The organism is Limnohabitans sp. 2KL-17 (genome assembly GCF_003063415.1).
Taxonomy (GTDB): domain Bacteria; phylum Pseudomonadota; class Gammaproteobacteria; order Burkholderiales; family Burkholderiaceae_C; genus Limnohabitans_A.
This window is the reverse complement of the sequence record NZ_NESK01000015.1, coordinates 52171-77716: the sequence shown is the minus strand read 5'-3', so window position 1 is coordinate 77716 and position 25546 is coordinate 52171. Positions and strand designations below refer to the sequence as shown.

At 57.5% G+C, this 25546-nt stretch carries 18 protein-coding genes, 2 tRNA genes and 3 rRNA genes; 18 read left to right on the top strand and 5 right to left on the bottom strand.

Going from position 1 to position 25546, the window contains the following annotated elements; genetic code table 11:
* The first annotated feature begins 51 nt into the window (after window positions 1-51).
* The 12 genes from B9Z45_RS09205 to B9Z45_RS09150 all read left to right on the top strand — a co-directional run bounded on the left by B9Z45_RS09205 (window position 52) and on the right by B9Z45_RS09150 (window position 13729).
* Window positions 52-1584 (top strand): 16S ribosomal RNA (locus tag B9Z45_RS09205).
* A 98-nt stretch (window positions 1585-1682) separates the two neighbouring features.
* Window positions 1683-1759 (top strand) — tRNA-Ile (locus B9Z45_RS09200).
* Window positions 1760-1815: 56 nt separating this feature from the next.
* A tRNA-Ala gene (locus tag B9Z45_RS09195) sits at window positions 1816-1891 on the top strand.
* A 428-nt stretch (window positions 1892-2319) separates the two neighbouring features.
* A 23S ribosomal RNA gene (locus B9Z45_RS09190) occupies window positions 2320-5199 on the top strand.
* Between the two features lie 174 nt (window positions 5200-5373).
* A 5S ribosomal RNA gene (rrf, locus tag B9Z45_RS09185) occupies window positions 5374-5486 on the top strand.
* The 16S, 23S and 5S rRNA genes sit together here with 2 tRNA genes alongside, the layout of an rRNA operon.
* A 205-nt stretch (window positions 5487-5691) precedes the next feature.
* On the top strand, window positions 5692-8025 hold the full coding sequence (locus tag B9Z45_RS09180; protein ID WP_108406928.1) for a bifunctional salicylyl-CoA 5-hydroxylase/oxidoreductase: 2334 nt from the start codon (window positions 5692-5694) through the stop codon (window positions 8023-8025).
* Window positions 8026-8117: 92 nt separating this feature from the next.
* A complete protein-coding gene (locus B9Z45_RS09175; protein WP_108406927.1) occupies window positions 8118-8909 on the top strand; it encodes an SDR family NAD(P)-dependent oxidoreductase in 792 nt (263 codons plus the stop codon).
* Window positions 8906-9415 carry a MarR family winged helix-turn-helix transcriptional regulator gene (locus B9Z45_RS09170; RefSeq protein ID WP_108406926.1) on the top strand — a complete coding sequence of 170 codons (510 nt, stop codon included), beginning with the start codon at window positions 8906-8908 and terminating at the stop codon, window positions 9413-9415. The genes B9Z45_RS09175 and B9Z45_RS09170 overlap by 4 nt, the downstream gene beginning before the upstream one ends.
* Window positions 9412-10272 (top strand): enoyl-CoA hydratase family protein, encoded by an 861-nt coding sequence (locus B9Z45_RS09165; RefSeq protein ID WP_108406925.1) that lies wholly within the window; start codon window positions 9412-9414, stop codon window positions 10270-10272. The genes B9Z45_RS09170 and B9Z45_RS09165 overlap by 4 nt, the downstream gene beginning before the upstream one ends.
* A 2-nt stretch (window positions 10273-10274) precedes the next feature.
* Complete coding sequence (locus B9Z45_RS09160; protein ID WP_108406924.1) at window positions 10275-11447, top strand: acyl-CoA dehydrogenase family protein; 1173 nt, start codon at window positions 10275-10277, stop codon at window positions 11445-11447.
* A 157-nt stretch (window positions 11448-11604) separates the two neighbouring features.
* Window positions 11605-13284: an AMP-binding protein gene (locus B9Z45_RS09155; RefSeq protein ID WP_108406923.1), complete on the top strand. Its 1680-nt coding sequence runs from the start codon at window positions 11605-11607 to the stop codon at window positions 13282-13284.
* Window positions 13285-13333: 49 nt separating this feature from the next.
* Complete coding sequence (locus B9Z45_RS09150) at window positions 13334-13729, top strand: RidA family protein (RefSeq protein WP_108406922.1); 396 nt, start codon at window positions 13334-13336, stop codon at window positions 13727-13729.
* 137 nt (window positions 13730-13866) lie between these two features.
* On the opposite strand, the gene B9Z45_RS09145 is transcribed toward B9Z45_RS09150, so the two are convergent.
* The 4 genes from B9Z45_RS09145 to B9Z45_RS09130 all read right to left on the bottom strand — a co-directional run bounded on the left by B9Z45_RS09145 (window position 13867) and on the right by B9Z45_RS09130 (window position 17837).
* Window positions 13867-14736, bottom strand: coding sequence for a DNA adenine methylase (locus B9Z45_RS09145; RefSeq protein ID WP_108406921.1), 870 nt, complete (start codon window positions 14734-14736; stop codon window positions 13867-13869).
* A gap of 28 nt (window positions 14737-14764) precedes the next feature.
* Complete coding sequence (locus tag B9Z45_RS09140; RefSeq protein WP_108406920.1) at window positions 14765-16426, bottom strand: AAA family ATPase; 1662 nt, start codon at window positions 16424-16426, stop codon at window positions 14765-14767.
* A gap of 389 nt (window positions 16427-16815) precedes the next feature.
* Complete coding sequence (locus B9Z45_RS09135; protein WP_108406919.1) at window positions 16816-17256, bottom strand: MarR family winged helix-turn-helix transcriptional regulator; 441 nt, start codon at window positions 17254-17256, stop codon at window positions 16816-16818.
* The gene (locus B9Z45_RS09130) at window positions 17253-17837 is read right to left on the bottom strand and encodes a flavin reductase family protein (protein ID WP_370445824.1); all 585 of its coding nucleotides are present in this window, start codon (window positions 17835-17837) and stop codon (window positions 17253-17255) included. Before B9Z45_RS09130 ends, B9Z45_RS09135 begins: the two co-directional genes overlap by 4 nt.
* Window positions 17838-17908: 71 nt before the next feature.
* Here B9Z45_RS09130 and B9Z45_RS09125 point away from each other — a divergent pair, with 71 nt between their 5' ends.
* The 6 genes from B9Z45_RS09125 to B9Z45_RS09100 all read left to right on the top strand — a co-directional run bounded on the left by B9Z45_RS09125 (window position 17909) and on the right by B9Z45_RS09100 (window position 24683).
* On the top strand, window positions 17909-18994 hold the full coding sequence (locus B9Z45_RS09125; protein WP_108406917.1) for a peptidase M29: 1086 nt from the start codon (window positions 17909-17911) through the stop codon (window positions 18992-18994).
* A 37-nt stretch (window positions 18995-19031) separates the two neighbouring features.
* Window positions 19032-19814 carry an alpha/beta fold hydrolase gene (locus B9Z45_RS09120; RefSeq protein ID WP_108406916.1) on the top strand — a complete coding sequence of 261 codons (783 nt, stop codon included), beginning with the start codon at window positions 19032-19034 and terminating at the stop codon, window positions 19812-19814.
* The gene (locus tag B9Z45_RS09115) at window positions 19811-21082 is read left to right on the top strand and encodes an acyl-CoA dehydrogenase family protein (RefSeq protein ID WP_370445823.1); all 1272 of its coding nucleotides are present in this window, start codon (window positions 19811-19813) and stop codon (window positions 21080-21082) included. Before B9Z45_RS09120 ends, B9Z45_RS09115 begins: the two co-directional genes overlap by 4 nt.
* Window positions 21079-22620, top strand: a complete 1542-nt coding sequence (locus tag B9Z45_RS09110) for a class I adenylate-forming enzyme family protein (protein WP_108406915.1) — start codon at window positions 21079-21081, stop codon at window positions 22618-22620. Before B9Z45_RS09115 ends, B9Z45_RS09110 begins: the two co-directional genes overlap by 4 nt.
* 81 nt (window positions 22621-22701) lie before the next feature.
* Complete coding sequence (locus B9Z45_RS09105; protein ID WP_108406914.1) at window positions 22702-23712, top strand: tripartite tricarboxylate transporter substrate binding protein; 1011 nt, start codon at window positions 22702-22704, stop codon at window positions 23710-23712.
* Complete coding sequence (locus B9Z45_RS09100) at window positions 23712-24683, top strand: alpha/beta fold hydrolase (RefSeq protein ID WP_108406944.1); 972 nt, start codon at window positions 23712-23714, stop codon at window positions 24681-24683. The genes B9Z45_RS09105 and B9Z45_RS09100 overlap by 1 nt, the downstream gene beginning before the upstream one ends.
* 10 nt (window positions 24684-24693) lie before the next feature.
* Here B9Z45_RS09100 and B9Z45_RS09095 read toward each other — a convergent pair whose 3' ends face one another.
* Window positions 24694-25470 carry a YecA family protein gene (locus B9Z45_RS09095; protein WP_108406913.1) on the bottom strand — a complete coding sequence of 259 codons (777 nt, stop codon included), beginning with the start codon at window positions 25468-25470 and terminating at the stop codon, window positions 24694-24696.
* Window positions 25471-25546 lie beyond the last annotated feature (76 nt).

Here is a 25546-nt window from a genome sequence, read left to right as displayed (position 1 = left end):
CGTCGATTCCAATTTATGAGTTGGTCGAAAGACCGAAAAAAAATCAAGATCGAACTATAGAGTTTGATCCTGGCTCAGATTGAACGCTGGCGGAATGCTTTACACATGCAAGTCGAACGGTAGAGGGGGCAACCCCTTGAGAGTGGCGAACGGGTGAGTAATATATCGGAACGTGCCCAGTCGTGGGGGATAACGTAGCGAAAGTTACGCTAATACCGCATACGATCTACGGATGAAAGCGGGGGACTCGCAAGAGCCTCGCGCGATTGGAGCGGCCGATATCAGATTAGGTAGTTGGTGGGGTAAAGGCTCACCAAGCCAACGATCTGTAGCTGGTCTGAGAGGACGACCAGCCACACTGGAACTGAGACACGGTCCAGACTCCTACGGGAGGCAGCAGTGGGGAATTTTGGACAATGGACGAAAGTCTGATCCAGCCATTCCGCGTGCAGGATGAAGGCCCTCGGGTTGTAAACTGCTTTTGTACGGAACGAAAAGGCCTCTCTTAATACGGGGGGCTCATGACGGTACCGTAAGAATAAGCACCGGCTAACTACGTGCCAGCAGCCGCGGTAATACGTAGGGTGCAAGCGTTAATCGGAATTACTGGGCGTAAAGCGTGCGCAGGCGGTTATATAAGACAGATGTGAAATCCCCGGGCTCAACCTGGGAACTGCATTTGTGACTGTATAGCTAGAGTACGGTAGAGGGGGATGGAATTCCGCGTGTAGCAGTGAAATGCGTAGATATGCGGAGGAACACCGATGGCGAAGGCAATCCCCTGGACCTGTACTGACGCTCATGCACGAAAGCGTGGGGAGCAAACAGGATTAGATACCCTGGTAGTCCACGCCCTAAACGATGTCAACTGGTTGTTGGGTCTTCACTGACTCAGTAACGAAGCTAACGCGTGAAGTTGACCGCCTGGGGAGTACGGCCGCAAGGTTGAAACTCAAAGGAATTGACGGGGACCCGCACAAGCGGTGGATGATGTGGTTTAATTCGATGCAACGCGAAAAACCTTACCCACCTTTGACATGTACGGAAGTCGCTAGAGATAGCTTCGTGCTCGAAAGAGAGCCGTAACACAGGTGCTGCATGGCTGTCGTCAGCTCGTGTCGTGAGATGTTGGGTTAAGTCCCGCAACGAGCGCAACCCTTGTCATTAGTTGCTACATTCAGTTGGGCACTCTAATGAGACTGCCGGTGACAAACCGGAGGAAGGTGGGGATGACGTCAAGTCCTCATGGCCCTTATAGGTGGGGCTACACACGTCATACAATGGCTGGTACAAAGGGTTGCCAACCCGCGAGGGGGAGCTAATCCCATAAAACCAGTCGTAGTCCGGATCGCAGTCTGCAACTCGACTGCGTGAAGTCGGAATCGCTAGTAATCGTGGATCAGAATGTCACGGTGAATACGTTCCCGGGTCTTGTACACACCGCCCGTCACACCATGGGAGCGGGTCTCGCCAGAAGTAGTTAGCCTAACCGTAAGGAGGGCGATTACCACGGCGGGGTTCGTGACTGGGGTGAAGTCGTAACAAGGTAGCCGTATCGGAAGGTGCGGCTGGATCACCTCCTTTCTGGAAACTGCAATCTAAATTGAACGCTCACACTTATCGGTTGTTGGAAGGTTGTCGCTGACGGCTGAGGCGTAAGCCTGGTCATTGGTGACCGGCTTGGGTCTGTAGCTCAGTTGGTTAGAGCACTGTGTTGATAACGCAGGGGTCGTTGGTTCGAGACCAACCAGACCCACCAATCCTTCCGAAGACGGGTGCTGAAAAGCACATGGGTAAGTTACGTTGTATGACAACGGGGGATTAGCTCAGCTGGGAGAGCACCTGCTTTGCAAGCAGGGGGTCGTCGGTTCGATCCCGTCATCCTCCACCATTACTTATTAAATCATCGGGATTTCAGGTTGGAGTCCATGATTGCATTCATTCAAAACAAAAGTGGCTTTGCACATGTTGTAGAGGCTTTTTTTGTGTTGATTGATATTGATCGATTAATAAGCGTCGAAAGACGCACGGCTGTTCTTTAAAAATTCATAGAGTCGAATCAGAGTTGCCAGGGGAAACCGCACATTCGTAAAGGTTTAGTGCGGACCGTGCCCCTGGTGACAATTTTTTGATTGCGTCAAAACGAATATTCAAACTAGGTTTGAAATTCAAGTAAAGACGAATTGTTCTTTTGATATTAGATGGAAACATCTGGTGTTGAGGAATTATTCATTTACGGCATAACGCGTCAGGTGAAAGACCTGACAGACATTCCTTGAAAATAACGATGAGGTCTCGCAAGAGAGTTCAAAGTTATAGGGTCAAGTGAATAAGAGCATGTGGTGGATGCCTTGGCAATGATAGGCGACGAAAGACGTGAAAGCCTGCGATAAGCTTCGGGGAGCTGGCAAATAAGCATTGATCCGGAGATTTCTGAATGGGGAAACCCACCCTTAGGGGTATCGCATGATGAATACATAGTCATGCGAGGCGAACCGGGTGAACTGAAACATCTCAGTAGCTCGAGGAAAAGACATCAACCGAGATTCCGAAAGTAGTGGCGAGCGAAATCGGAAGAGCCTGTTAGTGATAGCACAATTGTTAGCAAAGCGGCATGGAAAGGCCGACCATAGTGGGTGATAGTCCCGTATGCGAAAACAAATGTGTGGTACTGAGCTAACGACAAGTAGGGCGGGACACGAGAAATCCTGTCTGAATATGGGGGGACCATCCTCCAAGGCTAAATACTCATCATTGACCGATAGTGAACAAGTACCGTGAGGGAAAGGCGAAAAGAACCCCGGGAGGGGAGTGAAATAGATCCTGAAACCGCATGCTTACAAAAAGTAGGAGCCTCGAAAGGGGTGACTGCGTACCTTTTGTATAATGGGTCAGCGACTTACATTCAGTGGCAAGGTTAACCGAATAGGGAAGCCGTAGAGAAATCGAGTCCGAATAGGGCGATCAGTCGCTGGGTGTAGACCCGAAACCAAGTGATCTATCCATGGGCAGGATGAAGGTGCCGTAACAGGTACTGGAGGTCCGAACCGACTAATGTTGCAAAATTAGCGGATGACCTGTGGATAGGGGTGAAAGGCTAAACAAACTTGGAAATAGCTGGTTCTCTCCGAAAACTATTTAGGTAGTGCCTCAAGTATTACCTGCGGGGGTAGAGCACTGTTTTGGCTAGGGGGTCATGGCGACTTACCAAACCAAGGCAAACTCCGAATACCGCAGAGTACAGCTTGGGAGACAGAGCACCGGGTGCTAACGTCCGGACTCAAGAGGGAAACAACCCAGACCGCCAGCTAAGGTCCCTAAAATTGGCTAAGTGGGAAACGAAGTGGGAAGGCTAAAACAGTCAGGATGTTGGCTTAGAAGCAGCCATCATTTAAAGAAAGCGTAATAGCTCACTGATCGAGTCGTCCTGCGCGGAAGATGTAACGGGGCTAAGCCAGTTACCGAAGCTGCGGATTTGCAATTTATTGCAAGTGGTAGGAGAGCGTTCTGTAGGCCTGTGAAGGTGGTGGTGTAAACCCTGCTGGAGGTATCAGAAGTGCGAATGCTGACATGAGTAGCGTTAAAGGGGGTGAAAAGCCCCCTCGCCGTAAGCGCAAGGTTTTCTACGCAACGTTCATCGGCGTAGAGTGAGTCGGCCCCTAAGGCGAGGCAGAGATGCGTAGCTGATGGGAAACAGGTCAATATTCCTGTACCGATTACAAGTGCGATGTGGGGACGGAGAAGGTTAGCTCAGCCAACTGTTGGATATGTTGGTTCAAGCCTGTAGTCGTGCCTGGTAGGCAAATCCGCCGGGCTTAGATGAGGGGTGATAACGAGTGTGCTTGCACACGAAGTGAGTGATACCCTGCTTCCAGGAAAAGCCACTAAGCTTCAGCTTGTAATTGACCGTACCGCAAACCGACACTGGTGCGCGAGATGAGTATTCTAAGGCGCTTGAGAGAACTCAGGAGAAGGAACTCGGCAAATTGATACCGTAACTTCGGGAGAAGGTATGCCCCTAGTAGGTGAACTTGAACAAAGGGAGCCCAACGGGGTTGCAAAAAATCGGTGGCTGCGACTGTTTAATAAAAACACAGCACTCTGCAAACACGAAAGTGGACGTATAGGGTGTGACGCCTGCCCGGTGCTGGAAGATTAAATGATGGGGTGCAAGCTCTTGATTGAAGTCCCAGTAAACGGCGGCCGTAACTATAACGGTCCTAAGGTAGCGAAATTCCTTGTCGGGTAAGTTCCGACCTGCACGAATGGCGTAACGATGGCCACACTGTCTCCTCCTGAGACTCAGCGAAGTTGAAATGTTTGTGATGATGCAATCTCCCCGCGGAAAGACGGAAAGACCCCATGAACCTTTACTGTAGCTTTGTATTGGACTTTGAACAGATCTGTGTAGGATAGGTGGGAGGCTTTGAAGCCCGGTCGCTAGATCGGGTGGAGCCAACGTTGAAATACCACCCTGGTGTGTTTGAGGTTCTAACCTAGGTCCATTATCTGGATCGGGGACAGTGCATGGTAGGCAGTTTGACTGGGGCGGTCTCCTCCCAAAGCGTAACGGAGGAGTTCGAAGGTACGCTAGTTACGGTCGGACATCGTGATAATAGTGCAATGGCATAAGCGTGCTTAACTGCGAGACTGACAAGTCGAGCAGATACGAAAGTAGGACATAGTGATCCGGTGGTTCTGTATGGAAGGGCCATCGCTCAACGGATAAAAGGTACTCTGGGGATAACAGGCTGATACCGCCCAAGAGTTCATATCGACGGCGGTGTTTGGCACCTCGATGTCGGCTCATCTCATCCTGGGGCTGTAGCCGGTCCCAAGGGTATGGCTGTTCGCCATTTAAAGAGGTACGTGAGCTGGGTTTAAAACGTCGTGAGACAGTTTGGTCCCTATCTTCCGTGGGCGCTGCAGATTTGAGGAAGCCTGCTCCTAGTACGAGAGGACCGGAGTGGACACACCTCTGGTGTATCGGTTGTCACGCCAGTGGCATTGCCGAGTAGCTAAGTGTGGAAGAGATAACCGCTGAAAGCATCTAAGCGGGAAACTCGTTTCAAGATGAGATCTGCCGGGGCCTTGAGCCCCCTAAAGAGTCGTTCAAGACCAGGACGTTGATAGGTCAGGTGTGGAAGCGCAGTAATGCGTTAAGCTAACTGATACTAATTGCTCGTGAGGCTTGACCCTATAACTTTGATCACACATCGAAAGGTGTGCATTGGTCAGGGAAGTTATGCCAAGTTGACGCATTCAAAAAAGCTCAATCGCCAGATGAACAGTCTGGTGTGAAAGCCAAAAAAATCTGATTCGAAACTCTATGAATTCGTTGTCTTGACTTGGTCAAGATGACAACAAGTTATGCCTGATGACCATAGCAAGTTGGTACCACTCCTTCCCATCTCGAACAGGACCGTGAAACGACTTAGCGCCGATGATAGTGCGGGTTCCCGTGTGAAAGTAGGTCATCGTCAGGCTTCTAACAGCCCTGAACGCCCCACCTCTCGGTGGGGCGTTTTGCTTTGTGCGAAGCATATTCGCACCCCGCAACCGCCCACTCTCTGCGTACTAATCCACGGGTTACTACGTGATTGACAGGTTATTGTTTTACTCAAATACTTCAGACTTCAACTTTATAGGCCTTAACCAGTAGTTGTTTGGTCAATATCCAAGAGAGAAGACATGAAAATCGTTTCAATCGGTGGTGGTCCTTCTGGCCTTTATTTCGCCTTGCTCATGAAAAAGATAGGACCGCACCACGACATCACTGTAGTTGAGCGCAACAAGCCCTATGACACGTTTGGTTGGGGCGTGGTTTTTTCAGACCAGACACTGGACAACATGCGCCATTGGGACATTGAAACGGCAAATGAAGTTCAGCAGGCGTTCAACCACTGGGACGACATAGAACTGCATTTCAAAGATCAGGTGATCCGATCGGGAGGTCATGGTTTTGTCGGCATCGGACGCAAGAAACTGCTGAATATTCTGCAGGTCAGATGTGAAGAGTTGGGGGTCAAGTTGCTGTTCGAGCAGGATGTAGATTCTGATCTGGACTTTCCCGATGCCGACCTGATCATCGCAAGTGACGGCGTCAATTCTCGCGTTCGCAGCCGCTTGTCCGATGTCTTCAAACCTGACATCGTGACGCGTCCCAATCGATTCATCTGGTTGGGCACCAACCGCCAATATGACGCATTTACCTTCTTGTTCGAAAAAACAGAGCATGGTTGGTTCCAGGCGCACGTGTACAAGTTCGACAACCAGACATCGACATTCATTGTCGAATGTCCAGAGCACGTCTGGCTTGCGCACGGGCTGGACAAAGCCGATCAGGACGAGTCAATCGCATTTTGCGAAAATCTCTTTTCAAAGAACCTGCAAGGCGAAAAGCTGATGACCAACGCCCGCCATCTGCGGGGCTCGTCTTGGTTGAATTTTCAGCGCGTCAAATGCGCCCAATGGTCAAGCTTCAACGGCAACAGCCATGTCGTGCTGTTGGGTGACGCGGTGCACACGGCACACTTCGCGATTGGATCAGGCACCAAGCTGGCACTTGAAGACTCCATTGAACTGGTGCGTCAATTCAAATCATTGGGGGACACCCCGGATCGTATTCCGCAAGTGTTGCAGCACTACCAGAAGGTTCGTGAGATTGATGTGATCCGCTTGCAAAACGCAGCCTGGAACGCCATGGAGTGGTTCGAGGTGTGTGGCGAGCGCTATTGCGACCAGTTGGCACCTGAACAACTCATGTATTCCATGCTCACACGCAGCCAGCGTATCAGCCACGAAAACCTGCGATTGCGTGACAAAGAGTGGCTGGAGGGCTACGAGGCTTGGTTTGCCGGACAAACGGCTACGCCCGGCATACGTCCTCCTATGTTCACGACCTACACACAACGTTCGGTCACACTTAAGAACCGCATTGTGGTTTCGCCCATGGCGCAATACGCCGCAGTGGATGGCCGTGTGGCTGATTACCACATGGTTCATCTGGGTGCGCGTGCCATTGGGGGAGCAGGACTGGTGATGGTAGAGATGACAGCACCCAGTGCAGATGGTCGCATCACACACGGCTGCCCGGGCTTGTGGAATGACCAGCAAACACAAGACTTTCACCGCATCACCCATTGGGTGCACACCCAGAGCGATGCCAAAATTGGCTTGCAGATCGGCCACGCCGGGCCCAAGGGCTCCACCTGCCGCCCCTGGCAAGGTTTGGGCATGGACCAGCCCATGGCTGCAGACGACACAGAAGGCAACTGGCCCTTGATCGCTGCATCGAAACTGCCGTACCTTCAACACGGTGATGTGCCGCGCGCCATGAACAGGTCTGACATGGACCTTGTGACAGCCGATTTTGTGAATGCCACTCAGCGTGCAGCAAAGGCTGGGTTTGACTGGCTGGAGTTGCATTGCGCCCACGGCTATCTGTTGTCAAGCTTCATCAGTCCGCTGACCAATTTGCGCACTGATGAGTACGGCGGTTCCATGGAAAATCGGCTGCGCTATCCACTCGAAGTGTTCGCTGCCGTGCGCAAAGTCTGGCCCGAACACTTGCCCATGTCGGTGCGCATTTCCGCCAACGACTGGGTCGAAGGGGGCATCACCCCGTCCGATGCGGTTGACATCGCACGCGCCTTCAAGGCCGCAGGTGCTGACATGATCGACTGCTCATCAGGGCAGGTCAGTGCGCTGCAAAAACCCACCTACGGCCGCATGTACCAAACGCCATTTGCCGACCGCATCCGCCAGGAAGCCGGCATTGCCACGATTGCTGTGGGGGCGATCTCAGAAGCCGACCATGTCAACAGCATTCTGGCCGCGGGCCGAGCCGACCTGTGCGCTGTAGCGCGCCCGCACTTGGCCAATCCGGCCTGGACGCTGACCGAAGCGGCGCGCATTGGCTTCACTGACTTGACTTGGCCGCAGGCCTATGTATCAGGCAAGCCGCAACTTGAAGCCGGCTTTGCACGCGAACGTGCCTTGCAAAGCGCGACCAAAGGTGATTGACGTGACCCGCACTGCCCCTGCAACCGCAAACAAGCAGCATCGCCGAGTGAAAACTTCCATATCGGGTGCAGCGGTGCTGCCTAAAGATTGTCATGCTGAATAGCCGGCACGCCCTCATCACTGGCGCGGGCGCCGGCATTGGTGCGGCCATTGCCCTGACATTGGCGCAGGCGGGTTGCCGCCTCACCTTGTTCAGTCGTTCACAAGACAAGCTACAGGCTCAGGCCGAGGTCTTGCGCCAGCAGGTGCCTGATGTGGCCGTGTTCATTGCCCCCATGGATGTGGGTGACGAGCAGTCGGTGCAAGTCGCTGTGCAGCAAGCGCAGGCAAGGTTCGGGCCGGTGAACATTCTGGTGAACAGCGCCGGGCAGGCTCAAAGCCAGCCTTTTGCAAAAACCGATGCAGCGCTTTGGCACCAGATGATTAACGTGAATCTGACGGGCACCTACCACTGCATCCAGGCCGTGCTGTCTGGCATGCTTGAAGCAGCCAACAGCGGCACGCCTGGGCGCATCATCAACATCGCCAGTACGGCGGGTCTCAAGGGCTACGCCTATGTCAGCGCTTATGTCGCAGCCAAGCACGGTGTGGTCGGGCTGACAAAAGCCTTGGCGTTGGAACTGGCCCGAAAGGGCGTCACGGTGAATGCGATTTGTCCAGGCTACACCGAGACAGACATCGTGCGCGAGGCCGTACAAAACATCATGGCCAAAACAGGCAAAAACGAAGCACAAGCAGGTCAGGCGTTGGCGGCTGGCAACCCTCAGCAGCGACTGGTGCAAGCACATGAAGTTGCACAAAGTGTGCTGTGGTTGTGCGCCCCAGGCAGTGACGCCTTGAACGGACAAGCCATCGGCATCGATGGCGGAGAGTTGGCCGGATGAGCACCTTGCAGATCACTGGCCAGAGCATGACCGACATGGAAGTGCGCGCACATGCCGATCACCATGCCTCCTTGCGTTTGTGGCTGCGTTTGCTGTCAGCCACCACACGCATTGAAGACACGATTCGCCAACGCTTGCGTGAGCAGTTTGGTATCACGCTGCCGCGCTTTGACCTGATGGCCCAACTTGAACGCGAGCCGCAGGGCCTTTCCATGAGCGAGTTGTCGCGCCGCATGATGGTGACTGGTGGCAACGTGACCAGCATCGTGGACCAGCTCGAAAAAGAACAACTGGTGCGTCGACAGATGCAACTGACAGACCGCCGCTCATTCACCGTGAGCCTGACCGACGACGGGCGTGCCGTGTTTTCTGCCATGGCCCAAGCCCATGAGGGCTGGGTGGTGGAACTGCTGGCACCCATGAATGAATCTGAGCAGGAGAGCCTGCACAACTTGCTGGGCACCCTGAAGTCCGGCCACCCAAAATCCCCGAAGGAGACCCCATGACCTCACGCTATTTGCCAGGCCAGCCGCAGCAGCTGCCGCGTCACAACCAAGCCATGTCTGGCTACCAGCCCGAGCACTTTTTGCTGGACGTCAAAGCCGGCGTGGCCACGGTCACCCTCAACCGACCTGAGCGCAAAAACCCTCTGTCGTTTGACTCTTATGCCGAGCTGCGTGACTTCTTTCGTGCCTTGGTCTATGCGACCGATGTTCATGCTGTGGTCATCACGGGTGCAGGTGGCAATTTTTGCTCGGGTGGCGATGTGCACGAAATCATTGGCCCACTGACCCAGTTGGACATGCCAGGCCTCTTGAGCTTCACGCGTATGACGGGCGATTTGGTCAAGGCCATGCGTGCCTGCCCGCAACCCATCATCGCGGCCATCGATGGCGTATGCGCGGGCGCAGGCGCGATTCTGGCCATGGCCTCGGACCTGCGCTACGGTACCGAGCGCAGTAAAACTTATTTTTTGTTCAACAAGGTGGGGTTGGCCGGGTGCGACATGGGTGCGTGCGCGCTGCTTCCGCGCATCATTGGCCAGGGGCGTGCCAGCGAGCTGCTTTTCACCGGTCGCGGCTTGGGTGCGGCTGAAGCCGAGCGCTGGGGTTTTTACAACCGGGTGTGCGCTGCCGATGTTTTGCTGGCTGATGCCCAGGCCATTGCCGCACAACTGGTGTCCGGCCCGACGTTCGCCAACGGCATGACTAAAAAAATGCTTCAGCAGGAATGGAATATGGGGGTGGACGAAGCCATTGAAGCCGAAGCCCAGGCCCAAGCCATCTGCATGGCCACCAACGATTTTCACCGGGCCTACCATGCCTTTGTGGCCAAGCAGACGCCTGTGTTTGAAGGAGATTGAAAATGCGTCAACACCCCCCCGAGCTGGACTGGCCTTTCTTTGACGACAGCCACCGCGAATTCAAAGCGCAGCTGGACACTTGGTGCGGCGAGCATTTGGCGTACGCACACCATGACGAAAGCCGTGATGCGGTGGACGCCGAATGCGTTCGCCTGGTGCGCCTGCTCGGCAGCGGCGGCTGGCTCAGGCATGCCGTCGCAGGCAAGGCTTACGGCGCGGCATCCGATGCGATCGACACCCGCCAGCTTTGCCTGCTGCGCGAAACGCTGGCGTTTCACAACGGCTTGTCCGATTTCGCTTTTGCCATGCAAGGCCTGGGCACGGGGGCCATCAGCCTCATGGGCACACCGGCGCAAAAGCAGCGCTATCTGCCGCGCGTGGCCACAGGGCTTGCATTGTCGGCTTTTGCCTTGAGTGAGCCCGATGCGGGCTCCGACGTGGCCGCCATGCAGTGCAGCGCGACAGCCACGGTAGAAGGTCATGTCCTCAATGGCCGAAAAACCTGGATCTCGAACGGTGGCATTGCAGACTTTTATGTGGTGTTTGCCCGCACGGGGGAAGCCCCCGGGGCGCGCGGCATCTCTGCTTTCATCGTCGATGCTGACACGCCGGGCCTGTCCATCGAAGAGCGCATCGACGTCATCGCTCCTCACCCGTTGGCGACCTTGAAATTTGACAACTGCAAGCTCGGGCCGGAGCAACGCATTGGTGAGCCCGGCCAGGGCTTCAAGGTGGCGATGGCCACGCTGGATGTGTTCCGTACCTCGGTGGCGGCGGCGGCTTTGGGTTTTGGTCGACGTGCGCTGCACGAGTCCATCGCCTGGGCGCGTTCACGCAAGATGTTTGGCCAGAGCCTGGGCGATTTCCAGATCACCCAGACCAAGATCGCACAGATGGCCACGATGCTTGATGCAGCCACCTTGCTGACTTACCGCGCCGCCTGGCTGCGCGACCAGGGCGCACGTATCACCCGCGAAGCGGCCATGGCCAAGATGACCGCGACCGAAAACGCGCAACAGATCATCGACATGGCGGTGCAGATGCACGGCGGCATGGGCGTCAAAAAAGGCGTGATGGTCGAGTCGCTGTACCGCGAGATCCGTGCGCTTCGTATTTACGAAGGGGCGACGGAAGTGCAGCAGTTGATCATTGGCAAGGATGTGTTGAAGGGGTAAGGCCTTGCCCCGTGAAGCAGGTGAGCTGCCGAGAAGCCCCGGGGGCGGGGGACTCATGCTGCGGGGGTACGCAGAAATCGGCCCCCGCCCCCGGGGCCCCTCGACAGCGTGGTGCGGCTAGCGCTGCACGGCAAAATAAAAAAATGGAGACAAGGACATGAAGGACTGGAACCAACTGCTGCCCAGCAGCCACACCGACACCTTTGCGCGCGACCGACTGCCGCCGCAAGATCAGCTGCCCGTGTTCATCGCCGACCGGCCCGAGTTGGACTACCCAGACCAGATCAATTGCGCGGTGGAATTGGTGGACAGCAATGTGCAGGCAGGCCGAGGCAGTCGCATTGCACTGCATGGCGTGAGCGAGTTCAACAAGGGCGGTGGCGACTTCAGCTGGACGTATGCGCAGTTGCAAGACAAGAGCAACCGCATCGCCCAGGTGCTGACCCAAGACATGGGCCTCGTGCCCGGTAACCGCATTTTGCTGCGCGGCGGCAACAGCCCCATGATGGCGGCTTGCTTGCTCGGTGCGCTCAAGGCGGGCCTGGTGGCGGTGCCCACCATGCCGCTGCTGCGTGCGGGCGAGCTGGCACAGATCATCGACAAAGCCCAAGTCAGTGCTGCGCTTTGCGACAGCCTGCTGGCCGATGAACTGCAGCACTGCATGACACCGGGTCACGCCAGCCTCACAGCCAACTTACGGCAATTGGTGCAGTTCCGAAGCGATGCCTCTGATGGCCTGGAGCAGCGCATGGCGCGGCAAAGTGGCGCGTACACCGCCCACCCCACCAGCCGCGACGACGTGTGCCTGATCGCCTTCACCAGCGGCACCACGGGCCAACCCAAGGGCACCATGCACTTTCACCGCGATGTGTTGGCCATGTGCGATTTGTTCCCGCGCCACATCTTGCATATGAACGAGAACGATGTGGTCTGCGGCACGCCGCCCATCGCCTTCACTTTCGGGCTGGGTGGTCTGCTGGCGTTCCCGCTGCGTGTTGGTGCAAGTACCGTGCTGCTCGAAAAGCACACGCCCGAGACCTTGATGCAGACCATTGCCAAGTACCGCGCCACGCAGTGCTACACCGCGCCCACCCTATACCGCCAGATGGCAACGCTGGCCAAAGGCGTTGACCTGTCGAGCCTCAAGCATCCCGTCTCAGCAGGCGAGGCCTTGCCCGACGCCACCCGCCAGCTGTGGAAGCAGGCCACAGGCATCGAGATGACCGATGGCATTGGTGGCACCGAAGTGATCCACATCTACATCTCGAGTGCGGGCGCGCAAGTGCGCCCCGGCAGCATTGGCCAAGTGGTGCCCGGCTATGTGGCGCAGATCGTGGGCGACGACATGCAACCCGTGCCGCCGGGCACCGTGGGGCGACTCGCGGTGCGCGGCCCCACAGGCTGCAAATACCTGGCCGATCCGCGCCAGCAAGACTATGTGAAAGACGGCTGGAACCTGCCCGGCGACACCTTCGTCATGGACGCCGACGGCTACTTCAGCTACCAGGCCCGCAACGACGACATGATCATCTCGGCGGGCTACAACATCGCAGGCCCCGAGGTGGAAGGCGCTTTGCTGCAACACCCGGCCGTGGCCGAATGCGGCGTGGTCGGCATGCCCGACGAAGACCGTGGGCACATCGTGCAAGCTTATGTGGTGCTCAAGCCCGGCCACACGGGCGATGCGGCCATGGAAAAAGCCTTGCAAGAGCACGTCAAACAAACCATCGCCCCGTTCAAGTACCCGCGCAAAGTGGTCTTTTTAGACGCCTTGCCCCGCACCGAAACCGGCAAACTGCAGCGCTTCAAGCTGCGGCAAATTTCAGTCAACAAATAACTTTGCGGGACAGATCTTTAGCTCTGTCCCCAACTGATAAAGGATAAGCATGTTCAACGTCTTGCAACCCGAAGGCTGGGCACCCGCCAAAGGCTATGCCAACGGCATCGAAGCACGTGGCCGCATGGTGTTCGTCGCGGGCATGATCGGCTGGAACGGCCAAGCCCAATTCGAAACCGACGACTTTGTGGCCCAGTGCCGCCAAGCCCTGCAAAACATCGTCGACACGCTCGCGTGTGCAGGCGCAGGCCCACAGCACATGGCCCGCATGACCTGGTACGTCAAAGACAAGAAGGAATACCTTGCCCGTGGTCGCGAGCTGGGCAAGGTCTATCAGGAAGTCATTGGCAAGAACTATCCGGCCATGACGCTGGTCCAAGTGGCCGATCTGGTGGAAGACCGGGCTTTGGTGGAGATCGAGGTGACGGCGGTGGTGCCGGATTGAACGAAAAAGGCCTTGGTGAGAAACTGGAGAAAGCCTAGATCGATGGGCAGGTTTAGGCTGATCCCGGTCACACAAAGGCAGGGCTCGAAGGTCTGCAGTGATCGTTACCGGCCCTTAGACGACAGGTGTCTCATGCGTCAGGCCGCAATCTTTTCCATCGTATCCAGCGGTGCTTTAAGGCGCTTGCTGAAAAACATGACTTCTGAGCCCGTGTAGCGGCGCTGTGCTGTGTAGTGGAGTCCATACGCATAGGGTGTGGCATATGCGTACATCTCTCTGATTTCTTCAGCGTTGTCATATGACACGACCCACGGTCGGCTGAAGCGCTGTCTCCCCAAAAGCTGTGCGATTTTCACGTGGTCGTCGTGTTTGTAAAAGTTGCGGTACAGGCCCGCGCCTTTGACGTAGTACGGCGGGTCCAGGTAGATCAGTGATTTGGCTGGCAAAAACTGGTGGCAACGCCTCAGCAGTTCGTGGGCATCTTCTTCATACACATGGATGCCCTCGGCGTGTAGCCCAATACGTTCCAGACGCTTGCAAAGCTCGTCACGCATAAAGCGGGCATCAATTCTGTAGCTGCCGGATTGCGCCTTACCGCCAATAACACCACCTTTCAGGATGCCTGAACGGTTGGTCCGGTTCATGAACAGCGTGGCAAAGCCACGTTCCAGCTCCGATCCAGATTCCTGCCCCAGCATCACCCCGCGCCAGTGGTGCCACGCATCCATGGTGATGGGCTCGGTGGCGACCATGGTTACCAATTCAGCAGTTTTTTGGCTGGCCACTCGCCAGAAACCTGCAATAGCGGGGTCGGCATCGTTGATGTGGATGTGTTCAACTACGTTGTCGATAAGCAAAGACAGGGCAACGCCAGCTCCCCCTGCATACGGCTCAAGGTAGTGACCGCCGGCAAGGTTGTTGTTGGTGATGACCTCAGCTATCAACGGGGCAAAGCGAGCTTTACCACCTGGGTAGCGCAGAGGGGTATACAACTTGTTGGAGTACATGGATAAACAGCTAAGCTGGTAGCTTACCTCATGCCTTGTCTTTCAGTCGACCAGCAGTGCGGGCGACTGCAGCCTCAAAGGCAGTTTCAAATTTTTCCGCCTCGGCCTTGTAAACCTCGGCCCATTGCTCAATTACTCCCCAGTTTTTCAGCTTGGACCAATGCCTTTTCCACCAGGCTTTGGTTTTGTTCCGCTCGGTGCTTTCGCCATCACCGTCTTGGAAGAAGTTTCTATGAACTTTGTCACTGGTAGGGTTTTGCGTATTGAGGTTTAGCAGCGCTTGGTGCAGTGGACCGTCTGCGGTATTGGAGATGTCGCGCAGGAATTGTTTGGTGGTGTTTTCCAATGACCGTGCAACGCCGGTTGTACCAGGCACATTGGGCAACTTGACGATATTGCCTCTTGCTGCGGCAGCTTGTGGCACGGTCGTGTCTGCATCGACGATCAGCACTCTGTCCAAGAACAGCGGGTCTTTTTCTGGGAGCTTGACCAGATGCGATCCACCTATGCCCAGTGGAATCCAGTTGATGCGAACGCCATATTTCTTGGATAAGGCGCTTTTCTTGGCGGTTGGAATCAATCGGTCACAAAACTGGGCTGCTTCATCGTCTTCAAAGTAAACAGCCAAGGTTGGCTTTGCTTTTCTCTTTGGCTTTTCTTCTTCAGGCTTCAAGGCCATGTCGTCGAGCATGGCTCGAAGCGATTGGTCCTCAGCTAGCCTGGGGAACTTGGTGTCGAGTAGATAAATCACCTTATCTGGCGCATTGGCGTTCCCGTCGCCGTCTGGGTGGACTGCTTCTATGAGCCGAGGAGAGTGCGTGGTGGCAATGATTTGCAGGTCAAGTTGTTTGGCGTAGGTTTTCAGTGACTTGGCAAGCCGTTCAATGGCATGCGGGTGGAAGCCCACATCCATTTCGTCGATAACCAGTAGTCCTCCTGGATACGCATCCCCCATTTCGCGTTTCAACTGATTGAATGACGCCAGCGCTGTCGCCATGCTACCTAGGCTGTCCTGTCCCATGGAGACGGCGAGCGCGTCATGCTGGGTGTAGCCGGGTTGAGCGGTTTTTTTCTTGGAGCCTTTTATGGTCTGGTGGGTCACGTCTGTGTTCAGTTCGGTGCCATGAATCACTGAGCTGACAAAGGCCACCATCAGGTTGCTGTCGGCAGGGTGCATATCCAGCTGGCTGCTGGTCACTTCTTTTTCGTCGGCTTCACCGGCCGAAGCTAGCCGTCGCATTCCAAGGTATATGGTTGGTAGCGGTATCTTGGCATCCTGGCCTACCGTGTCATCTTCGGCTTTATCTATGGTCCGTGGAACAACACGAGCGCGTTTCCAGACCGACCTGCGGGTCATTGAACAACGCTTCTTGACCTCAGTGCCATTGACGTAGGCAGTCACAACGGGAGCTGAAGCCAAGTCTTTCTGGGTTTCGTCCACTTCAGCCAAGGCCAAGTACACGATGCGTTCTATGTTTGCCGAGAAAGGTTCACCAAAATAGCTTTTAGGGCCGCCGCGCTCAGTTATACCGAAGGTATTGGCAACCAACCCCAAGATGGTCGATTTACCGATCCCGTTGTGCCCTGCGATTAGGGTAAGCCGATCCGCGAACTCAATGTTGATATTGCCCAGCTTACGGAATGGGGGTTTCCCAAACGTCAGCGATTTGACCTGAACCTTGGCTGCCACAGAACCTCCTGAATGTTGTTCATCTGCATAGTGATGCGCTCCCTGTGCCGAGAGCTATGTGCATCTTATCGAAAGTGCTGGGCTGTCTGCGTGCTGGAGTCGAGGGACGTCGCTGCAAAGCGTAGTTCGGGATTGGCATTCGATTGCGCGATTATTCGCCTGGACCGGGCAACATAGCGTTGGATTGCTGGCCCTCATACAGTTTTCGATTGTCATTGGGCCTAACGATCGCTTGGTGGTAGGTAAGGTGAATCCGCCTTGCGGCGACCACCGGCCGCTATCGCTGCAACGCAGCCATTGAGTCTTAGCCATATCCACTTGCCGCAGAGATTGCAATAAATGGTTCGCCCATACCTAAAGCCCAAAATTTTGGCTGTGCCCTTGCGCGCTCAGGTACTGCCATGCGCCGCAATCAAGCTCTCTAACATCAGCTTGAGTTGATGAGCCGGGTCCACACCCAAAGCCGACACCACCTGCGCTTCGTGCGCTTTGGCTTGCTTCAGCAGGGGCTGCACTTTGCGCCGACCTGCGGCCGTGAGGCTGACCAGGCTTTGCCGTTTGTCGTGTGCGGCATCGCAACGCTTGACCCACCCAGCGTCTTGCATGCGGCCCACCAGCTTGGTCACGGTGGGCTGTTTGGCCAGCACGATGCTGGCGAGTTCGTTGATGCTCAAACTGTCTTTGCCCGACAGGCTGGCCATGACGCGCCACTCCATGAGGCTCAGGCCACTGGCCTCGACCACGGCGTGGAACTCGCTCGAAATCAAATGGCTGGCGCGTGCCAGCAAATAGGCCAGGTAGTCGTCGACAAAGCCTGCCGAGTTGGTCATGGCAGAGGATGGGTCAGAGGCGTGGTGGTGCTGAACTGACCGCCCTGGTAAACGAGAGGTGCTGAGCCATCGCTGAAGCCGCAGCGCTCCACCTCGCCCACAAAAATCACATGGTCGCCTTCTTCGTGGCGGCTGCGGTTGTGGCATTCAAACCAGGCCAGAGCGCCATCCAAAATGGGCAAACCCGACTCGCCCAGCGTGTAAGTGGTGTCGGCAAAGCGGTCGCCTTTGCCGTAGGCAAAGCGGTTGCAGACATCCAGCTGATCGGCGGCCAGCACGTTCACCACGTAATGCGTGCCCGCATGGAACAGCGGTGCGCTGCTGGCGCCTTGCCCCAGGCTCCACAGCACCAGCGGCGGCGTGAGCGACACCGAATTGAATGAGCTGGCCGTGATGCCCACAAAGCTGCTGCTGGCCGAATCGCCCTTGTGTGCGCCTGGTGCGAACGTGGTGATGACGGTCACCCCCGTGGCAAAGCGCGAGAGTGCTTGCTTGAAATGCGGTGTTTCAAAGTCTGGACTCAGCGCTTTGATGTGAGATGGGGGGGCTTGGTGCATGGGTGGATGATAGTTGAATTGCATGAATTTTCATATAAACTGACCAGTCATGTCTGCAGGAGAACCGTTCAGAGCTGCAGGCCAAGGAGACAAGCATGCTGGTGGAACGAATCGAAAACAGGTGGCTCGCGGCGTTTACCCGCACCTTCACGCTGTGCAAGGTGCAGCCTGGCGAAGTGGTCGCTATTCTGGCCGAAACCCAATCACGCCGGGTCAACGTGGACTTGGCCCGCCTCGCGCTGGAGGGCATGGGCGCTCGTGTGTTCGAAGTGACGTTGACCACGCCCGCACTCACCGCCCCCGCGCCCGTGCGCTCCACAGGCGCCAGCGACGCGATTGGCCAACTCGGCCCCGTGGTGGCTGCATTGGCCCGCGCCGACATGGTGGTGGACTGCACCGTCGAAGGCCTGCTGCACGCCCCCGAGTTGCCCACCATCATGAAAGGCGTCGACGGCCACATGCCGCGCCTGCTCATGGTGTCCAACGAGCACCCTGAAATTTTGGAGCGCACCGTGCCCGATCCGGCGCTCGAGGGCGTGGTGCGTGCCGCCATGAAGAAGCTGCGTGGCGCACAACAAATGCACGTCGCGTCTGCCGCAGGCACCGACCTGCGAGTGAACCTGAAACATGGCGACAAACAAGCGGTGGTCGGCGGTGTGTGGGGCTTTTGCCCCAAGCCGGGCATGGTGTCGCACTGGCCTGCTGGGCTGGCGCTGGCTTTCCCCGCTGCGGGCAGTGTCAACGGCACCTTGGTCATGGCCCCGGGTGATGTGAACCTGACCTTCAAAAGCTATTTGCGCGACACGATCCGCCTGACCATCGAGAGCGACAGCGTCGTGGCCATCGAGGGGCAGGGCGTCGATGTGGACATGATGCGCGGCTACTGGAAAGCCTGGGAAGACTTTGAGGGCCACCGCGCCGCTTATGCCGTCTCGCATGTGGGCTTTGGCCTGAACCCGGCAGCGCGTTGGGATGCCATGGCGTTCTATGACAAGCGCGACTGCAACGGCACCGAGCTGCGGGCCTTTGCGGGCAACTTTTTGTACTCGACCGGGGCGAACGAGGTGGCAGGTCGCCACACGTTGGGGCATTTCGATTTGCCCATGCGAGGCTGCACCATCCAGCTGGACGACACCGTGGTGGTGGATGCGGGTGTGGTGCAAAAGGCTGCGCTGGTATGAGGGCTTCAAATTTTGGCTCTGTGACAAGGGGCTTCATGTGAGCACGCCTTTTTTCACAGACGTGGGTTCGCCAGGTCAGCCGGTCGTGGTGTTCCTGCACGGCGTGGGCGGTGGTCGCCATGGATGGGCCCCGCAACAAGCGCATCTGTCCGTGCTGGGCTGGCGCAGTCTGGCCTGGGACATGCCGGGCTATGGCGCAAGCGCCATGCTCACGCCTTATGACTTTGAGCACCTCGCCATGGCCATGTGGCAGATGATGGATGCCGCGCACATTCGCCAAGCGGTGCTGGTCGGCCACAGCATGGGCGCCATGGTGGCCCTGCAAGCCTGGACGCAGATGCCCGAGCGCATCACGGCCATGGTGCTGGCAGCCAGCAGCCCGGCCTTTGGCAACAGCGACGGCGATTTTCAAAAGCAGTTTCTGGCGCAGCGGCTGGCACCGTTGGAAGCAGGAAAAACCATGGGCGACATCGCCGACAAGCTGATCCCCAGCATGGCCATACCCGGTGGCGATGCGGCCAAACTGCATCAGGCGCACCAAAGTATGTCGGCGGTGCCACAGGACACCTACCGCGCAGCTTTGCATGCGCTGGTGCAGTTTGAGCAACGTGCGGCGCTGCCCACCATCACCATCCCTGTGCTGTGCTTGGCCGCAGAGCATGACCGCACAGCGCCTCCTGCAGTGATGGAGCGCATGACGCAAAAGATATCCGGTGCGCGCTACGCCTGCCTGGCTGGCGCTGGCCATTTGCTGCATTACGAACAGCCCGAGGCGTTCAACGTCGAACTGGAAAAATTTCTGAAGGATGTGAAACCATGACAACCGATTTGCAAGCCCCCTCTCAACCAGATGTCATGCCCATCTGTGGTGACGACTACCCCCTGACCGAGAAGCAGCAAAAGCTGATGGCTTTGGCGCGGCAACTCGGCCGCGAGAAGTTCGCCCCGCGTGCCGCGCAACTCGACCGCGACGCGCAGTTCCCGTTCGCCAACTACGACGACATGCGCGACTCGGGCCTGCTGGCGCTGTGCGTGCCCGAAGCGCATGGCGGCCAGGGTGCCGATTACGCCACCTACGCCATGGTCTCGGCCGAGATCGGCCGCTACTGCGGCGCCACCGCGCTCACCTTCAACATGCACGTCTGCACCATGCTTTGGAGCGGCTTGTTGTCTGAAGACCTGGAGATGACGCCCGAGCAACGCGCCATCCACCGCACGCACCAGGCCACGCACTTTGCCCGTGTGGTGAATGACGGCGCGATTTACGCGCAGCCTTTTTCAGAAGGTGGCGCTGCGGCCTCAGGCGCTCAGCCCTTCGGCACTATCGCCGTCAAGGTCGATGGCGGCTGGAAGATCAACGGTAAAAAAATCTTCGCATCCCTGTCAGATGCCGCCGATTATTTTGGTGTGCTCTGCACCGAGAAGAAAGAGGGCGCTGACCTTTCGCGCCGCGACACCTTGTACCTGGCCATACCCCGCACCGCGCCGGGTCTGACGATCGAAGGCGATTGGGACCCGCTGGGCATGCGCGCCACCGTGTCGCGCAATTTGATTTTCAAAGACGTGTTTGTGCCCGATGACGCGGCGCTCATGCCGCAGGGCCTGTACTTTCAGGCCGCCAGCCGCTGGCCCCACATGTTCATGACGCTCTCGCCCACGTACATGGGCATCGCGCAAGCGGCGTACGACTTCACCGTGGCTTATCTGCGTGGCGAGATTGCGGGCACTGGCCCCGTCAAGCGCCGCCAGTTCGCGACCAAACAGATCGCCGTGGCCGAGATGTTCATCAAGCTCGAACAAACCCGCAACTTGTTCTTGCGCGCCATTGAAGACGCGAAGGTCGACCCGAGCAAGTCCACCCGCCTGCGGGCCTACGCCGCGCAGTACACCATCATGGAAAACGCGCAAGACATCGCCCGTTTGGCCATCCGCACTTGCGGCGGTCAGTCCATGCTCAAAAGCCTGCCGCTGGAGCGCCTGTACCGCGATGCACGTTGCGGCTCGCTCATGCTGCCCTGGACAGCCGAGCTCTGCATGGACCGCATCGGCCGAGAAGCCTTGTACGAACCGGGTGAAAAAGACGAATGAGCCCCAACGCAGGACAAGGGGTTGAACACAGTCCTCTGGCCCGGCGTATGCACGCGCTGGCCATGCAGCAGGGCGACCAGATGGCCTTGTACTGCCCTCAGGACCACGGCGTGTGGTCTTGCGACTTTGCCAAGTTCTGGCGCCGTGTAAAGCGTGTCACCGCTCACCTGCAAAACACTTGGCACATTCGACCCGGTGACCGCGTGGCCTGGCTGGGCCTGAATCACGAGCTTCAATTGGTCACCCTGCTGGCTTGTGCGCGGATGGGTGCGGTGTTCATGCCCCTCAACTATCGTTTGGCCTTGGCCGAGTTGCAGCAGGTGCTGGATGACGGCCAGCCGAGCTTGCTGGTGAATGACAGTTTGCATGCCGAGGTGGCTGCCGCTTTGAATTTGTCGGGGCTGCAACACACGCATTCGGATGCCCTGATTGAATCGCCATCGCCTCGGGGTTTGCACTTGCCTTGGGTGACGGGTGATGCGCCCGTGCTGCTGGTCTACACCTCGGGCACCACGGGCCAAGCCAAGGGCGCGGTGCATACACAAGACAACTTGCTGGCCAATGCGCGTGCCAGCCATGCGGCGCATGGTTTTGTGGCCGGTGACAAAGTGCTGTCGACTTTGCCGATGTTCCATGTGGGCGGCTTGTGCATCCAGACCCTGCCCGCTTTGCTGGCGGGAGTGTCGGTGATCTTGCACGCGCGCTTTGACGCCGGGGCATGGCTGGATGAGGTGGAAACAAGTCGGCCCAGCTTGTCGCTGCTCGTGCCTGCCACCTTGCGTGCTGTGCTCGACCACCCCCGTTGGGCGCTGGCGCAATTGTCTTCGCTGCGTGGTGTCATGGCGGGCTCGTCCACCATCCCGGTGGCGTATCTACAGGCTTTCCACGATCGGGGCATCCCCGTGGGACAGATTTACGGCACAACCGAAACCGGTCCGGTCTCCATCGTGTTGCGGCTGGACCAGGCCACAGAACATCTGGGCAGTACCGGGTGGCCCCATGTCCAGGCAGAAGTGGCCTTGCGTGACGAACAAGGCGGCGCCGTACCCGTTGGGAAAACGGGCGAGGTGTGCATCCGTGCGTCCAATGTGATGCGCGGTTATTGGCAAAGCGATGGCGCTGCGGGCGTGGGCTTGCAGGACGGCTGGTTTTGCACCGGCGACCTCGGCCAACAAGCCCAGAACGGGTGCATCACCATCGTGGGCCGCAGCAAGGACATGATCATCTCGGGCGGGGAAAACATTTACCCGGCAGAAATCGAAAACTTGCTGTTGACCTTTCCTGGCGTATCCGAATGCGCGGTGGTCGGCGTGCCCGATGCGCGTTGGGGCGAAGTGCCCGTGGCGGTGCTGGTGCGCAGTGCCGATGAGGCCGGGCGAGCCTTGACGCCCGAAGCATTGATGCACTCCCTGCAAAGCCGAATTGCCCGCTTCAAATTACCCCGCAAGCTCGTGTGGCTGGACGGCTTGCCCAAAAGCGCATTGGGCAAAGTGCAAAAACCGGTCTTGCAGGCCATGTTGATCAGGACAAACCCTTAAATCAAGCCGAATCTTCGCTTGCGTGACAGAGTTTGGCCATGGCCGTGGCAACATCATTTGCATACCAGCCTGGAGACCCACATGGTTCATGTTTCTTGTTCTTTCACTCGCCGCCCGATTCTCGGCATGGCCGCTGCCCTCTTGTTGTCTGCAGCGCCTGCGGCCTGGGCCCAAACAGCCTGGCCCAACAAGCCGGTCAAGATCGTCGTGCCCTTTGCGCCCGGTGGCACCACCGACATCCTGGCCCGCGCCATCGCACCCGATCTGAGCAAAGCCTTCGGGCAGTCCTTCGTGGTTGAAAACAAAGGGGGCGCCGGTGGCAATTTGGGGGCCGAACAAGTGGCCAAGGCGCCTGGTGATGGCTACACCCTGCTCATGGGCACGGTAGGCACGCACGGCATCAACCGCGCGCTCTACGCCAAACTGCCTTACGACCCCTTCAAGGACTTTGCACCCGTCACTTTGGTAGCGGGTGTGCCCAACGTGATGGTGGTCAATGCCGAAAAGGCCGCAGCCAACAAGATCAACAACGTCAAGGATTTCATCCAGTACGCCAAGGCCAACCCGGGTAAATTGAACATGGCGTCCAGTGGCAACGGCACGTCCATCCACCTGGCAGGGGAGTTGTTCAAGTCGCAGACGGGCATTTTCATGGCCCACATTCCTTACCGGGGTTCCGGCCCGGCCTTGCTGGACCTGGCAGGAGGCAGCATGGACGTCATGTTCGACAACCTTCCATCGGCCATGCAGCTCATCAAGTCGGGCAAGCTCAAAGCCTTGGCGGTGACCAGCAACCAGCGCTCTGCCGCCTTGCCTGATCTGCCTACGGTAGAAGAGGCCGCCGGACTCAAAGGCTTTGAAGCCAGCAGCTGGTTCGGTTTGCTGGCCCCTGCGGGCACGCCTGTCGATGTGGTCAGCCGCATCCAGCAAGAAGTCGCCAAGTCGCTGGCCAGTCCTGCCATGAAGGAGCGTCTGGCCACATTGGGTGCGATCCCCAGTGGCAACACGCCAGCACAATTTGCTGCCCTGATCGACAGCGAGCACAAAAAGTGGGCCGAAGTGGTCAAGGCATCCGGCGCCAAGGTGGATTGATGGCATGGTTTGAAGGTTTTGAGAGGCAAGTGCTCACGGTGGCGGGCCTGCCCGTTAGCTTTCGGCGTTCGGCCGATTGGGACGAACAAGCGCATTTGCCGGTGCTGGTCTTGTTGCACGGCTTTCCGCAAACCCATGTCATGTGGCATCGCGTGGCGCAAAGTCTGCGCGGCCGCTACAGGTTGGTCCTGCCCGACCTGCGCGGCTACGGTGACTCATCGCATGCCGTGGGGGATGCCCAGCATCTGCATTACAGCAAGCGCGCCATGGCCCAGGAAGTCGCAAGCCTGCTGGACGCCTTGGGTGTGAGCAACTTCTTTTTGTGTGGTCACGACCGAGGCGGCCGGGTGGCGCATCGGCTGGCGTTGGACCATGCTTCGCGTGTCAAAAAACTGTGCGTGATCGACATCGCGCCCACCTTCGACATGTACAGCGGCCATTGGGGCAAAACACCCGAGGCCTCTGGCCCAGTGGCCGATCCGTACTTCGCTTTTGCGCAGGCTTATTACCACTGGTTCCACCTCACGCAGCCCGCACCGCTGCCCGAGTTCATGATCGGAGGCAACCCCAAAGCCTACTTGCACGCCAAGCTCGGCGGCTGGGGCAGCCAAGGCCTGGACTACATCGAGACCGAAGCGCTGGCCGAATATGAGCGTGCGTTTTGCAACCCGACCTTGAACGACAAAGGCTGGTCAGCCGCCATCCACAGCGCGGCTGAAGACTATCGCGCCAGCGCAGGCATTGACCTGCAGCACGACCTTGAAGGGCGTGAGCGTGGCGACAAAATCGCTTGCGACACCTTGGTCTTGTGGGGGGATCGGGGCGTGGTCAATCGCATGTTAAAGCCGGTCGAACTATGGCAAGCTCAATGTGCAGGGCGTGTCAGCGGGCAGGTCATGCCATCAGGGCACTTCATTCCCGAAGAACTGCCCGAAGCCACCAGCGAAGCATTGGCGCAGTGGATGGCTTGACGACTTGGGCTTAGGCCCCGCAACACTTCTTGTATTTCTTGCCGCTGCCACACGAACATGCATCGTTGCGCCCTGGCGTGGCCGCTTTGATCACTTGTGCCACGCGGGGGCCGATGTTGCGCCAGATCTCGCGCAGGTCATACACCGCCCACAGGGCTTCGCCATAGGCGTTCAGGCGTTCTTCGCTCACGCTGGGCGGGCCGTCCTCCGACAGGGCCGACATGGTGGGCGCATGGGTGTCGTCTTCGGTCAGGGCCACCACGGCTTCCAGCGACAAGTCGTACCATTTGGCGGCTTCCTTGTCTTTGGGGTGGGCCCATTCGTCGGGCCAATTTTCTACCGCAAACATGAAGCCCAGTGCCCAGACTTGGGCAAAAGAGGGGATCTCGCTGTCGTCGATTTCTTCACGTTCTTCGGGGGGCAATGAGGCGATGGCGCCGCGCACATCCATCACTTCGGGGGCATAGGCCTTGTCGTCGTCGAGCGCTTCCACTGGCGTGTCCAGAGATAATTTGATTTCGTCAAAACGGCGCTGCCACAAGGCCATGAACTTCTGGCGCTGGTCGTCATCGGCAAAGCTGCCGCCATCGGCATCGTCCGGGTCAATGCCCAGCAGCATCGGCACCCATTCATGCTCAGGGATGGCGCGGCGGCTACAGACCATCGCGGCCATAAAGCCTTCGCAGAATTCCCATTGAGGTGTTTCTTCAAAGCGCTCACGCAGGTCGTCCAGGATGTTGTCCAGGGTGTCAAAGTCTTCGGCTTCCAGGCCAGGGTTGGTGTTCATCGGGTATTCCTATTTTTAGAATTAGATTGTAGGAGTGCGTAACGAGGGCGACGATTCTGGCTGGAGCAGTTGAAAC